This window comes from Bacteroides faecium, from assembly GCF_012113595.1.
GTDB lineage: Bacteria > Bacteroidota > Bacteroidia > Bacteroidales > Bacteroidaceae > Bacteroides > Bacteroides faecium.
In genome coordinates this window covers 2500797-2514341 of sequence record NZ_CP050831.1, presented here as the reverse complement: position 1 = coordinate 2514341, position 13545 = coordinate 2500797, and the positions used below count along the sequence as shown (strand labels likewise).

General features: G+C 40.8%; 11 protein-coding genes. 3 read left to right on the top strand and 8 right to left on the bottom strand.

What is annotated here, in order from left to right:
* Positions 1 to 167: 167 nt before the first annotated feature.
* Positions 168 to 1031: an exodeoxyribonuclease X C-terminal domain-containing protein gene (locus tag BacF7301_RS08765; protein WP_167962030.1), complete on the top strand. Its 864-nt coding sequence runs from the start codon at positions 168 to 170 to the stop codon at positions 1029 to 1031.
* Here the strand turns inward: BacF7301_RS08765 and BacF7301_RS08760 are convergent.
* From BacF7301_RS08760 to BacF7301_RS08745, 4 genes are all read right to left on the bottom strand, one after another.
* Positions 1021 to 2028 carry a metallophosphoesterase family protein gene (locus BacF7301_RS08760; protein WP_167962028.1) on the bottom strand — a complete coding sequence of 336 codons (1008 nt, stop codon included), beginning with the start codon at positions 2026 to 2028 and terminating at the stop codon, positions 1021 to 1023. The genes BacF7301_RS08765 and BacF7301_RS08760 overlap by 11 nt on opposite strands.
* Before the next feature lie 19 nt (positions 2029 to 2047).
* A complete protein-coding gene (ispF, locus tag BacF7301_RS08755) occupies positions 2048 to 2530 on the bottom strand; it encodes a 2-C-methyl-D-erythritol 2,4-cyclodiphosphate synthase (RefSeq protein ID WP_167962026.1) in 483 nt (160 codons plus the stop codon).
* Between the two features lie 66 nt (positions 2531 to 2596).
* On the bottom strand, positions 2597 to 3211 hold the full coding sequence (locus BacF7301_RS08750) for a fumarylacetoacetate hydrolase family protein (protein WP_167962024.1): 615 nt from the start codon (positions 3209 to 3211) through the stop codon (positions 2597 to 2599).
* The gene (locus tag BacF7301_RS08745) at positions 3211 to 3861 is read right to left on the bottom strand and encodes a redox-sensing transcriptional repressor Rex (RefSeq protein WP_022136512.1); all 651 of its coding nucleotides are present in this window, start codon (positions 3859 to 3861) and stop codon (positions 3211 to 3213) included. The genes BacF7301_RS08750 and BacF7301_RS08745 overlap by 1 nt, the downstream gene beginning before the upstream one ends.
* 175 nt (positions 3862 to 4036) lie before the next feature.
* On the opposite strand from BacF7301_RS08745, the gene BacF7301_RS08740 reads away from it, so the two are divergent.
* Positions 4037 to 4387 (top strand): translation initiation factor, encoded by a 351-nt coding sequence (locus BacF7301_RS08740; RefSeq protein WP_167962022.1) that lies wholly within the window; start codon positions 4037 to 4039, stop codon positions 4385 to 4387.
* 21 nt (positions 4388 to 4408) lie between these two features.
* A complete protein-coding gene (locus BacF7301_RS08735) occupies positions 4409 to 4918 on the top strand; it encodes a TlpA family protein disulfide reductase (RefSeq protein ID WP_167962020.1) in 510 nt (169 codons plus the stop codon).
* A 20-nt stretch (positions 4919 to 4938) separates the two neighbouring features.
* On the opposite strand, the gene BacF7301_RS08730 is transcribed toward BacF7301_RS08735, so the two are convergent.
* The 4 genes from BacF7301_RS08730 to BacF7301_RS08715 form a co-directional block, all read right to left on the bottom strand.
* Positions 4939 to 6696 carry an SGNH/GDSL hydrolase family protein gene (locus tag BacF7301_RS08730; protein WP_167962018.1) on the bottom strand — a complete coding sequence of 586 codons (1758 nt, stop codon included), beginning with the start codon at positions 6694 to 6696 and terminating at the stop codon, positions 4939 to 4941.
* Between the two features lie 19 nt (positions 6697 to 6715).
* Positions 6716 to 8518, bottom strand: a complete 1803-nt coding sequence (locus tag BacF7301_RS08725; RefSeq protein WP_167962016.1) for a DUF4091 domain-containing protein — start codon at positions 8516 to 8518, stop codon at positions 6716 to 6718.
* Between the two features lie 81 nt (positions 8519 to 8599).
* A complete protein-coding gene (locus BacF7301_RS08720) occupies positions 8600 to 10120 on the bottom strand; it encodes a RagB/SusD family nutrient uptake outer membrane protein (protein WP_167962014.1) in 1521 nt (506 codons plus the stop codon).
* 13 nt (positions 10121 to 10133) lie between these two features.
* A complete protein-coding gene (locus BacF7301_RS08715) occupies positions 10134 to 13469 on the bottom strand; it encodes a TonB-dependent receptor (RefSeq protein ID WP_369805645.1) in 3336 nt (1111 codons plus the stop codon).
* Between the last annotated feature and the right edge of the window lie 76 nt (positions 13470 to 13545).

Sequence of the window (13545 nt, the reverse complement as noted above, 5' to 3'; positions counted from 1 at the left end):
TTTGAAAATTTACATGGATACAAATGTACGAGATTCCCCGGAAATAATAAATTTATTGCAAACGAAAGAAACAACAAACTCCTTTAATAAGTGTTTTTCAAAACAGAAAAGTTGCTTTTCTCAATAAAATTCCCTATATTTGAAATATAACAAAAGCGAGAACAATTATGGCTAACCCTAGATTACCGGGCATTTCCGAAAACGAGCAAGCCTTATTGTATGCCAAACTGAATGAATACAACCGAGGCAGAGCCTCTTTCAAAGAGGCGGGTGTTTACTTGGTGGTGACACCCCGGCCGGGGAAACCAAACTATTCCCTTTGGCTCTATTCTCCCCTGCCCGAAAAACAATCGATTCTTTACATACATGAGCTGTCGTCGGATATTAACGAGTCTCTCCGGATGGCAAGTACCCTATTTTATTATTCAAAGCGCTGCCTTATTCTTGTGGATTATAATGAGAAAAGAATGCAGAGTAACGGTGATGACCTTATCTTCTTCGGGAAGTATCGCGGGCATTTCCTGCATGAAATACTAAAAATAGATCCGGCTTATTTAAGCTGGATAGCCTATAAGTTTACTCCGAAGATTCCAAAACAGGAACGTTTCGTCAAGATAGCACAGGCTTACCACTCCATACATTTGGACATAATGCTGAGAAAGTCCAAAGAGAAACGTTCATCCAGCCGGTATTTGGGAGAATTAGGAGAGAAGCTTACAGACTTAAAACTAAAAGTGACCCGTGTACGGCTGGAAGACGACCCGTACAAAACAAGAGTGAACGGCACTACTCCGCAGTTTTTTGTCAAGCAGATGCTCACGCTGACAGATGCCAGCGGAAACCTGGTCGTTATGAGTATTCCGTCAAAAAATCCCAGTGCGGTATCATGTACTTTATCCGGGATAGAGCATGAATACCGACTGGGAGAGATTATCTACGTCGCATCGGCGAAAGTGTCACGCCGGTACGAAAGCTACGGTTCAAAATATACGCGCCTTAGTCATGTGAAGTTTGCAAGCCTCAACGTTTAGTCCAATCATCCTTGACAAAGCTTGCCGGATAAGAAACTTTATCCACAATGCCGTCTTTCTGACGAATCCAGGAAGTGAATGTGCGTGCGCCTTCATCTAATACAATGATACGAGCACCATTCGGCAAATGGTTGTACACAGTATTTCCACCGGTATAACGTCCGTAAGCCAAAAGGATATTTTTCCACATGACAGCATAGTCATTGTCATGGTCGTGACCGACAAATACACCCATCACATCTCCCGCTTCTTTCATGGCGGCAAACATTCCTGTATTTATTCTAGGTGCACAAGCTTCTTCCATACGCGTTCCGCGAAAAGCTGCGTTTTCATCGCGAATGGCTTCGTGATATTCGGGCAGAGGAATATGGAAAAATGCAAGGGCAGGCAACGGTTGTCCGCCATTCTGAGCCTTATAAGCTGCGCTTTGCTGACGATACCAGTTGATTTGGTCAAATGTAAGCCAGTCATAGCCTTTCACGTCTTCCAAAAGTGAATAAGAATGGGTGTCCATGCAATAAAGCAGGGCTGCATCCTTTTTAGAGTCGGAAGAAGATTTTACTGTCAACACATAGTCAGGAGACAGGGCTGTTCCACGGTCGGGTAATAAGTTACCCGGCACTGTACGGATAATATCATACAGTTGTTCACGCGTCATTCCCTGTTCATTGTCATGGTTTCCAAAAGTTACGACGAAAGGGAGCTTGCGCTTGGACACTTGTTCCAAGACCTTCAGCATACCGGAATCCGCAGGTGCCGCATAAACAACATCTCCGGTAAAGACAACCAAATCCGGCCGTTCGGCATCAAGTACTTGATTGATACGTTCCAATGCTACGTCGGAAGCCGGATTACCATACTTAAAGTGTACATCGGTAAATTGCACAATTTTGAACTTACCATCTTTACTGAATTTCAGTTCACTTTTTTGAGCCATACCAAAAGTAGTTGCCAACAGTAAGATTAGTGTTAAGTGAAATTTCAAAAGTCGAATCATAATTATTTATTTTAGGGGGTTAATTATTCTTCTCTATCAGTACCGTGGCATAGGCCGAAATGCCTTCTTCGCGACCTGTAAACCCGAGTTTCTCGGTAGTAGTCGCTTTTATGGAAATATCATCTACATCAATTCCCATGACTTTTGCCATTGTCTCCTGCATCAAAGGGATATGTGCTTTGAGCTTCGGACGCTCAGCACAAATGGTAGCATCAATATTACCGACCGTATATCCTTTATCAGCAAGCAATTCCACTGTCTTTTTCAGCAGAATCTTACTGTCGATATTTTTATATTCTCCCGCTGTATCCGGGAAGTGATAGCCAATGTCGCGCATATTTGCCGCCCCTAACAAAGCGTCGCAAACAGCATGCAGCAATACGTCCGCATCCGAGTGCCCCAACAATCCTTTCGTATGTTCCAAAAGGATACCGCCGAGCCACAGTTCGCGCCCTTCGACCAACTGATGTACGTCGAAGCCAAAACCTACTCTTATCTTCATAATTTGTCTAATAAATGAGTACTAGTGATTTGTAGTAATAGTTAATGATGAATGTTCGAAGGTCAATTAACGGATATGGAAATCCAGTAGTTTCTCTCCTTCCAGATAGCCTTGCAAGTGTTGTCCTATACTGACAGGACCTACACCGACAGGAGTACCCGTAAACAGCAAATCTCCGATTTTCAGTGTTACAAACTGACTGACATAGGCTATGATATCGTCTACCTTGAAAAGCATATCCGCCGTACAGCCTTGCTGTACTTCCTTGCCGTCAATCAGCAGGTTGAAGTTCAGATTCTGAATATCCTTATAGCGGTCGACGGAAACAAAATCTCCGATAGCAGCAGATGAATCGAAACCTTTACACAACTCCCAAGGATTTCCCTGTTCGCGAAACTTCCGTTGAAGGTCACGGGCTGTAAAGTCAATACCTACTGTCACTGCGTCATAATACCGGTTTGCAAAACGGGGAGCGATATTCTTCCCCAACCGGTTGATTCGGACTACCAGTTCCGTTTCATAATGTATCTCGTTAGAAAAGTCGGGAATGAAAAACGGTTTGCCATCTTTGAGAATAGCAGAGTCCGGTTTCATAAAAATCACCGGTTCCGTATTTACTTGTGTGTGTCCCAGTTCCTTGTTATGCTGGGCGTAGTTCATTCCTACTGCGATAATCTTCATTATTTCTCGTTAAAATTCAATCTGTTAAACATTACAGCCAGGTGGGCATACAGGGAAGTATTCTGCACGACAATATTCTCAGGCACGCGAATACGGAAAGGAGTAAAGTTCCATACTGCCTTTATGCCACCGTCTACCATCTTGTTTGTAATCTCCTGAGCAATATTAATAGGCACTGTCAGCACACCGATATTCACATCGTATTCTTTCATCTTCGCTTCAAAATCATCGGAATGGAAAATAGGAATTCCGTCCAAGTCCTTCCCCACCAATTCCGGGTTGACATCAAACGCCGCTACAATCTCCAATCCGAAATGCTGCAAACCCGAGTCACGAAGCAAAGCTCCACCCAAGCTACCTACACCAAATAAAAAGGCTTTGTGCATATTGGTAAATCCAAGAAAGCTCTCCAGCACCTCAATCAGCGCATCGATGTTGTAACCGACTCTCGTACGCCCCGAAATATTGACGTACGACAAATCTTTGGCGATTTGGGAAGCGTCAATATTTATTTCCTTAGAGATTTGTGTAGAAGAGACATATTGCTCTCCTTTTTCTTTCATTAGTTTTATATTAGACAGATACCAGGGAAGTCTGCGCAAGGTAGGCTCCGGCACTTTATCCGCCTCTTTTCGTATATAAGTGCTCATACTTCTTACAAAATTTGGTATTTTGCAAAAGTACATTATTTTTTGAGACTGACAACCGTATAATGGAAAACCTTAATAGAGATTAAACAAAACAATGAAAAGTGGTACAAATTTTGCTCTTTTCCATAAGTTTGATACTTTTGAGAAGAAATGAGAAGAAATAAATATGACGAATATGAAAAAGAATGATTGGAAAGACAGACTGAACGTAGTGTATTCAACGAATCCTGACTTCGGTTATGAGATGGATGACGACGAAGAGCAGACCACCCTTGATAAAGGCAAACAAAACCTGCGGGTTTCCATCGATAAAAAGAACCGTGGCGGAAAAGTGGTAACATTAATTACCGGATTCATTGGTACTGACAATGACCTGAAAGAACTCGGAAAGCTGTTGAAAAGCAAATGCGGAGTGGGCGGTTCGGCTAAAGACGGCGAAATCATCATACAGGGAGATTTCAAGACTAAGATTATGGAACTGCTTGTCAAAGAAGGATATACAAAGACAAAAGGTATAGGCGGTTAACTAATTCAAATGATATAAGATATGAGGAAAGGATTTTTATTTTGTGTAGCAGTATTATGCTCACTATTGTCGTTTGCACAGAATGACAAGGGGGATATTGTCAAAACCGGAGACAATATGCCTGCTTTCACGCTTAGTTCGGCAGCAAACGGAACGGTGAATTCCGCAGACCTGAAAGGAAAAGTTGTACTAATCAATATCTTCGCCACTTGGTGCGGCCCTTGCCAGAGCGAACTGGCGGAAGTTCAGAAAACCCTTTGGCCGAAGTATAAAGACAATAAGGATTTTCGTATGATAGTGATTGGACGTGAGCACACTGACGAAGAATTAACGGCATACAACAAACGCAAAGGATTTACATTCCCTATCTACCCGGATCCGAAACGGGAAGTCACGAATAAATTTGCCACCCAGTACATTCCCAGAAGTTACTTGATAGACAAAGAAGGGAAAGTGATATCCGCCACTGTCGGTTACCGGAAAGAGGAAATGGATAAGCTGATGAAGGAAATAGATAAAGCGCTGAAATAATAGACAGTAACAGTCTTTAGCTATTTCAGACTTTTAGCCAGTTGCTCGGATATAATCTCATACCCTTTATGGTTAGGATGTAGCCCGTCTGAAAATAATTCCTCTTTCAGGCCACCATCACTATTTAGAAAAAAGGAAGAGAAATCTAATATCCGTACATTGGATCCTCCGGTCAATCGGGCATTCAACAAATGGTTTAACTTGCTCAGGCGGGATTCGAATCCACGTCTTGGTAGTATATTCACAACATATAATTGTGCATCAGGCTGCTTATTTTTAACAATTCCCACAATCTGGCTGATAGCTTTCACTATCTCCATGTCTGAATTTTGCTGCAAATTATTTGTGCCCATCAGCATGAAAATTTTCTTAGCGCGGAAACCATCCAATTCACCGTGAATAATACGCCACATCATATTTTCAAGCCGGTCCCAGCCAAATCCCATATTTACAACCCTTTTTCCTTTAAATAGTTTTTGCCAAACATCATCCGCCTTTCTGTTTTTCTCAAAAGGCAGACCACCCCAATAATGAGTAATGGAGTTTCCAATCATTACAATCTCAGGCTGGTGTTCTGCATTATATTTCAAAACTTCCTCATGCCGTGCATCCCACTGGTAAGTATTTGCATCACGGTATTGCCGGCATGGCTTGAAAATCAGAGAATCTATTGCCGGATAAAGGATACTCTTTATCTTTTTACTATATGCATCTGCATACTGTTGCATGCCTAAATCCGTAGCGTGCACCCCATCAACCTGGCTGTCCATACATAATCCCAGTTCCTCAAAAGTCATGTAGTATAATCCTTCCACATTTCCTTTCAATGAATGATACGCCGCCTGCAACTGTTTATTAGTATCTATAAAATCTTCCGCCTTTTGGGCTGAGACCTTATACCCCATATATCCGTCATGCTCTACCAATAAAATGGGAGCTTTCCTCTTACTTCTTATCAGCCGGACGGCCTTCTCCACCCTGTCCTTGATTAACTGTACCCGTTCACCTGTCATATTAGGCATACAGTCTATAATAAACAAAGAGGCGTCAAGTTCAGCAATAAGTCCAAGAACTTCCTCGTCCAACTGCCCGTTTCCCGAGAATCCTAAATTGATAACAGGGGTATCCAGTTGACGCTGCAAAATATTAGTCCATGCCATACCGGGACGCGAAGCACAAGCTCCCTGAGCAATGGAAGTCCCATATACAACAACCGGCTTTTCCAAGGATGTACGAACAAATTCAAACCTGCACCCGGCAGGGACTCCGATTTGCAAATACTCTACCTTATTATATAAAGGAAAATACAAACAATACTCCCTCCCTCTATTATGCGGATTGCTATAAGTCAGATTCTCATACGAATAATTTATTGTATCATTGAATCCATACCGTCCTGCACACCAATATTGATTGCCATCAGCATCCGTTGTATAGAGGTCTACTCCGCTAACCCCGGTTGCAGCCATATGTGACATAGACAAGCCACCACTCACCTTGTATTTAACCTGAATATTGGCTGCATTAGTATGGAACTTCACGTATAAGCCTGCACTCTCCTGCGACAAATCCCATACCGGTTTACGCACTATTTCTTTAGCCCGCAAAGGTAATCGGGAATATGTCTTGCCAATCTCTGTATTCCATCCTCTTCCTTGAACCGGCAGCGATGTATCTTCCAACGGATTATGCCAATCGGTCTGTGCACACAAATTCATACCCTCAAACATCAGGATAAATAAAAACAATAATGATGATGATGACTGTCTATACCACATAACTATCAGATATTTACTTTTACAATGTATTTAAAATCCTCTTTGCCTTATTTACAGTTCTCTCCGCAGGTATTTCGGGAAAGCTACTCAAATTAAACGGCGACAATAATCGCTCTATTTTCTTCAATCCGTCCTTATTCCCGGTAACTGTAAATTCACGACGAAGAATCGTTATTTTCTCATGATCCTGTATACCCTCGATCAATTTCTCAAAACGGATAGAAGAACGTGCTCCGGGATATACAAAATAGGTATCTCCTGCCGCAAAACTTTTGTAGCGGGAATCCAATAATGGCTCTTTCGGCCAACTGTTATACGCCCAACGCAAATAACCGTCCAAATGATTCTTTGCAGAATAATAGCTCATCCATGTAGCTTCAGCAGGTGCAGAGAAAGTATATGTATTGGGAAATGCTTCGGCACATGAAGTATAATAGGTAGTCCATTTCCCCTCTGTATGCCGGCGCACCTTCACATCTTCCGGGAAACACTGCCCAATACTGATACAATAATCATACAAATCCTTTTCTATCTCTTTGTGGAAATTGCCTGCAAGCGAAACCTTAAACTCCGAATCGGCTTTATAAATTACTTTCAAGGTTTTCTGCATAACTTCCATCGGACGTTCGTCCATAGCAATTGTACAGATATCAAACCAATCTTTCTCACGCAAATGCCTGGAAAAAGAAGAAAGCATAGCTACCCATATCTCTTCATATTCCGATTCACCCGGAGCGGTCCGGACGAATTGCATACTATTGGAAGCTTGATCAAAATACTGGAAAGAGAGTTCCCATGGGACCATAGAATAACAGTTTATCTGTTTATTAATGCCCATACTCATCATAAATTCAACCCATCGATCAAATACAGCATAATCAAAAGCCCAAGTTCCATCCACTTTCCTTATCCAGGTAACCATGCTTTCGAAATAATCATGTGTTTGCCCATTCCAAGGTTTATGTATGATGGCAGCCGTGATAACTTTCTGCCCTGCGTCTGCCAACATCTTCATCAGCGGGCGCATAGCATTTATATGTTCCTGACTCCAGAGAGGAACTTGATAATAGCGTGCCACAGCAAACGGATTCTGCCAAAGATCCAAGTGATAAGTCCATTCGGAAGGAACCGGAAGTGTATGCGAAGAAACGCGAATATCCATATTCAAAACAGACAATATCTTATCGCCATCTTTCACCTCAACAGTCCCCTTATAGAGTCCTGGTATTGCTGATTGCGGTATCCGACAATTTACCCAAACAGCACGTGTACTCATCTTTTCCATTGGTATAAATTCCAATAGATGGTCTATACCGTCTGCCACAAGCAAAGAGTCATAAATAGTATGGTCAGGACGGGAACCACAAGCTCCACGCCCGTCTTTATTTAATTCATCCGTCATTACATAGCGCACAAACCCACCACTAAAGGCACTAGCCGGAATAATATTCCCTTTTCCGTTCTTAAATTCAGTAAAGGAATAGTTAAGTTTATCTATATCTGTTCCTGTCCAAACAACAGCTTGCGCATGTATTTTTTCACCACGCCAACCTGTAAGACTTATATTCTTCTGCACTTTCAGGACAGGAAGCTTATGTTTGGCATAACGTACATCAGTAGTTCCCCAAGAAACACACGGTTGTTTCATTGTTGACCATTGTTGAGAAGAGGGAACTGAAGGATCTGACAACTCAATATAAGACTGTACCGGAAAAGGATATTGCCCCGTCGAAGTCCCGCATTGTGTCACACCTTGCCCCTGTGCAAACAGGCAGACAGGTGATAATAAAACAGCAAAGATAAAGTTTATGATTCTCTTCATACGTTTTCAATCTTCTAAAAAGGCGAATATACAGAAAAATATCCGCCTTTTATATTTATACTTACTATTTTAATGTTATTTCTACCATGTCCCGTTCTGGGTACAAAGAGGATTCGTCTGTAATTCTTTTGCCGGAATCGGCAAATAATAATGACGAGACGGATCAAAGAAAGAGGCACGAGTTTCATCAATGTTTCGCAATGCCTGTTCTAATAGTCCCCATCTCCTTAAATCATAAAAGCGTTCACCTTCTCTAAAAAATTCAATAGCACGTTGACGGATCAACTCGTTTTTAACAGAAGTTACATCTTTGGCTCCGCTATATGCCGGAAGATTACCGCCACGGGTTCTTATCTGGTCAATATATCCGATTGCCGTATCAATATCTCCGTCCGGCAATTCCAGTTCACACTCTGCCAAAAGCAGCAATACATCAGCAAAACGCATCGCTCTTTCATTAATATAAGAAGGTTCGGTTTCAACTTCCTGGGTGCGAATAGTAGAATGCTGATATTTAAGCATCCAGTACGACTCCAATTCTGCCGGAGTTAGAACTTCTTGAATAGGCCGTTTATAGTACATACATCCCGGATAATCCCATGCAATGGATGTTTTGACCCTGTAATCAACACCACCATCAACTGTTCTTTCCTGCAAAAATAGCGGCATGATATTAGGATATATATTTGCCATAAACCATCCGCCAAGACTTCCTGCCGCATATTCCACCGGAAGAGTGGTTCCTTGCGAAGAATTAGCAGATTCACCGTCGTCCCACAAGTCAGTACCTCCTGCAGAATCAAAGATTATCTCGAAAATACTTTCTGAATTATATTCGTGTTCTTCATCAAAGTTCCACGTATAGTCATCTACCAGACGGTAAGTATAAGGACTCTTAGTCAATGGTTTTAATATTTCTCTGGCACTTCCCCATTGTTCTGTATATACATAAAGTTTTCCAAGAAAGGCGTTTGCTGTTCCTGCTGTCGGTTTTCCCTTGCTATTCTCTAACGGCAGTGAACCGGCAGCTAATTTGAAATCCGATTCAGCTTGCGCATACACATCCGCCTGCGATGATTTTGCCACAGGAAAATCTTTTACATTCTGTGAAGCTTTCAAACGAATAGGAACATCTCCAAACTCTTTAGCTAAAAAGAAATAATACAAGCCTCTCATAAAAAAAGCCTCGCCTCTGACCTCTTTTTTGAAATCCTCAGAAAAATCTTTCTCTTCCAACTTTTCAAGGATTAAATTGCTACGATAAATACCTTCATAAAAGTAAGAGAACATATTTGTTACGGCTGAATTGGAGTTACTATTCGTAAACATGTGCACAGTATATATATCATCTACTCCGGTGCGAAATGTGAGATCATCTGCACGGCAAAGGCGTATCATCAATCCACGGGTAGCATAATATCCTCCATTCCATATCTTCAATGGTGTATAACAAGTCGTCAAAGCTTTCTTGAAATCCGACTCCGTCTTCCAGAATGTTTCCGATGTCACTTCATTGGGATTTGTAAGTTCCAGTTTGCCTTCACAACCAACCCAAAGGAACATCATTAAGAAACCAATAGCCAATATTATATTTTTTTTCATAACTGTCTTATTTTTAAAATGAAACATTCACTCCAAACATAAATATCCTGTTCGCCGGATAAGTAAAATTGTCAAATCCCCGGGATGTAGAGCTTGCGCTGTTATCTACGTCAGGAGTATATCCGCTATAGCTGGTAATTGTTGCCAAATTCTCCATATTCACATACAACCTCAATTTCTGGATTTTACTATTAAACAGGTCTTTGAACGTATATCCCAATTGTACATTACGAATCCGGAAGAATGAACCGTTCTCCAGAAATCTATTTGATTCGGGCCTGTTGTTGTTATTGGGATCATTCCAGTCCACACGTGGCATAGAAGTATTCCTATTCTCTTCCGTCCAATAATTCAGAGTAGAACGCAGAAAATTTGTACCTTTATCCACTCCTTCCAAGTCTAAACGAGTTCCATTATATATTTTATTACCAAACACGCCTTGCATACCTATCATTATATCAAAGTTTCTGTATCCGGCATTCAAATTCAGTCCCATCGTAAAATTCGGGAAAGGACTTCCACAATATACACGATCATCATCTGTTATTTTGCCGTCCTTATTAACATCCTTAAAACGGATATCCCCCGGTTTGGCATTCGGTTGAATTAATACACCGTCTTTATTATGTGCTTTTACTTCATCTGCCGACTGAAACAAACCATCCGTCGGAATCAACCAAAAACCGCCAATTGGATATCCGGCCAATGTGCGGGTAGTGGACACATTCTTATAATTTGTTCCACCATTAATCACTTGGTCAACATCCCCCATCTCAAGCACCTCATTCTTCATAGCGTTTCCTGTCAGCGTCACACCATAGTAAAAATCCTTATTAATATGATCGTTCCACGTCAAACTAAATTCAAAACCGGTATTCTTTATCTTACCTGCATTTCTGATAGGATCATTAGAACCACCGGACGAAGCCGGAATAGGCACAGTTAATAAAATATCTTTTGTTTTCTTATAATACCAATCACCATTAAAAGACAGACGACTCTTAAATAACAAAAGGTCAATACCAATATTGGTCATTGTAGTTTCTTCCCATTTAATATCGGGAGTGGCAAATTTCTTCGGAAAAGCACCTTGATACAATCCGCCATTTCCATCTGGATAATTAATATTTGAGGTGATTGTACTTGTGTATAGATAGTTGTCTATTTCCTGATTTCCCAAAACACCATAACCACCTCTCAGCTTTAGTTGGTCAAGCCAGGAAATATTCTTCATAAAGTGTTCCTCTGCAATATTCCATCCTAAAGAAACAGACGGGAAATGACCATATCGGTTTTTCTTTGCAAATTTAGATGAGCCGTCCCTACGATATGTGGCGGTAATCAAATAACGGTTATCATAAGAATAGAAAAGTCGTGCCATGATAGAGGTCAATGCACTTTCTTGGTTCCATGTATCATTCACACGGTCTTGTGTTGCAGAACCCACCTCATAGATATTCTCCGGCAGCCCTTTGCCGGCAGCCATAATGTATTTGGTATGATATTTCTGATAAGAATAGCCTACAAATGCATTCATTTTATGTTTTCCGAAAGTATGATCAAACGATAACAGGTTCTCTATCAAAAGATTATTAGACGTTTTTTTACTCTCCGTCATATTTGAAATTGAATTTCTGCGCAAACCAAAATCATACGCATTCTCATAAGCGGAATTGTCTATCATACCTACATCCGGAGTTGCATTAAAACGGTATTTTAAGCCAAAAGGAAGCTTAACCTCAGCATACAGATTGATATATGCCGAGTAATTATCCTGATTCCGCCGCGTTATATTACGATCCAAAATGCCCAAAGGATTAGGAATATCCGTCACATCACCATAGTTCTTGCCATAGCCACCGAATTCATTCGTTTCATCATAACGGGACAATGTGGGAATCGATTCTAAAATAATGCCCAAGTACCCACCGCGCGCGAAAGCATACAAAGGGTCACTTTGTTGAAGACTTAACACCACGTTATTGCCTAAAGTAAACCAATCACGTTTGTATTCCGACTTAAAAGTAGCATTGTATCTTTTATAGTTAGTCCCCTTGATTATACCATCCTGATTCATATATCCAAGTCCGGTATAATAGGAAAAATAGTTGGTTCCTCCTTTGATGGTGACATTATAATTCTGCATCAAAGCAGGTTTCATCATCACACGTTGCCAGTCATTGTCTTCTTTTGAATCTAAATCCAAGGCCATATCCAAAGCCGCTTTATTTGCAGCGGCACGTGCACTGCCGGTTACCTTGGCCCATTCACTGGCATTCAGCATATCCAGATATTTAGCAGGCGCTTGCACACCTATATTCGCCGACAGGTCAATTATCGGTTTCCCTTCTGTGTTAGAACCGGATTTAGTGGTGACAATGACAACCCCATTTGCAGCTCTTGAACCATAGATTGCCGCCGAAGAAGCATCTTTCAAGACATCAATGCTCTCAATATCATTCGGATTCAGATGATCAATATTATCCATATACATACCATCTACGATATATAACGGAGTCGCATTATTCAGTGTACCGATGCCACGTATCATAATACGTGTACCGGCTCCGGGAGCTCCACCTTGAGAAACAATATCTACGCCGGCTATTTTTCCTTGCAGGGCTTGACCGATATTCGTATTGCTCTGGCTGCTCAATTTGTCTGCACTGATATTAGCAACAGCACCGGTAAGATCCGCTTTTTTCTGTGTTCCATATCCAATGACAACCACTTCATCCAACACTTCCTGATTATCAGACAACACAATATTGATAACATTCTGTCTGCCAACGGGCACTTCCTTAGTTTTATAACCGATAAACGATACAACTAGAATTGCATTTTCCGGTACTTTCAATGAGTACGCTCCGTCCATATCCGTAATCGTACCTATTGAAGAGCCTTTCACCAAAATATTTCCACCTATAATAGCTTCTCCGTTTTTGTCTCTGACATGCCCGGTTATTTTCTTTTCCTTTATTACTTGTTGAGAAACTTCCGAAGCCTTGCTAAGTATTATCTGTCTATTTTTTATCTCATAGTGTATAGAACTCCCTGCAAACAATATATCAAGGAGCTCTGAAATAGATTTATCTCTAACTTTTAAAGTTACCTTTTTAGATATATCAATCGCAGTTTCGTAATAAAGAAATATATACTGACTCTTTTTCTCTATCAACGAAAGTACATCTTTTATAGAAGTATCTTTCAATTCAAAAGTAAAATGTTCTTGTTGATCAATAGTACTGTTTTCCGCAAATACGGGCAGAATAACTAAAAAAAAGGTAATTGTGAGTATATATTTGCGTATTTTCACTAATATACTGCACATAATCTTATTGTTTTCCATAATTTTGTAATACTAAGGGTTAAATCAAATTTTTGCGAGTTTGAGTTTTACTCTCCATCCGGATAATATTTGCAGT

What these genes read in the sequence shown, in the direction of transcription:
- BacF7301_RS08740 (WP_167962022.1), top strand. Translation starts at nt 4,037, where the DNA reads ATGAAAAAGAATGATTGGAAAGACAGACTGAACGTAGTGTATTCAACG.
- BacF7301_RS08735 (WP_167962020.1), top strand. Translation starts at nt 4,409, where the DNA reads ATGAGGAAAGGATTTTTATTTTGTGTAGCAGTATTATGCTCACTATTG.
- BacF7301_RS08750 (WP_167962024.1), bottom strand. Translation starts at nt 3,211, where the DNA reads ATGAAGATTATCGCAGTAGGAATGAACTACGCCCAGCATAACAAGGAA.
- BacF7301_RS08730 (WP_167962018.1), bottom strand. Translation starts at nt 6,696, where the DNA reads ATGTGGTATAGACAGTCATCATCATCATTATTGTTTTTATTTATCCTG.
- BacF7301_RS08715 (WP_369805645.1), bottom strand. Translation starts at nt 13,469, where the DNA reads ATGGAAAACAATAAGATTATGTGCAGTATATTAGTGAAAATACGCAAA.
- BacF7301_RS08745 (WP_022136512.1), bottom strand. Translation starts at nt 3,861, where the DNA reads ATGAGCACTTATATACGAAAAGAGGCGGATAAAGTGCCGGAGCCTACC.
- BacF7301_RS08765 (WP_167962030.1), top strand. Translation starts at nt 168, where the DNA reads ATGGCTAACCCTAGATTACCGGGCATTTCCGAAAACGAGCAAGCCTTA.
- BacF7301_RS08725 (WP_167962016.1), bottom strand. Translation starts at nt 8,518, where the DNA reads ATGAAGAGAATCATAAACTTTATCTTTGCTGTTTTATTATCACCTGTC.
- ispF (WP_167962026.1), bottom strand. Translation starts at nt 2,530, where the DNA reads ATGAAGATAAGAGTAGGTTTTGGCTTCGACGTACATCAGTTGGTCGAA.
- BacF7301_RS08720 (WP_167962014.1), bottom strand. Translation starts at nt 10,120, where the DNA reads ATGAAAAAAAATATAATATTGGCTATTGGTTTCTTAATGATGTTCCTT.
- BacF7301_RS08760 (WP_167962028.1), bottom strand. Translation starts at nt 2,028, where the DNA reads ATGATTCGACTTTTGAAATTTCACTTAACACTAATCTTACTGTTGGCA.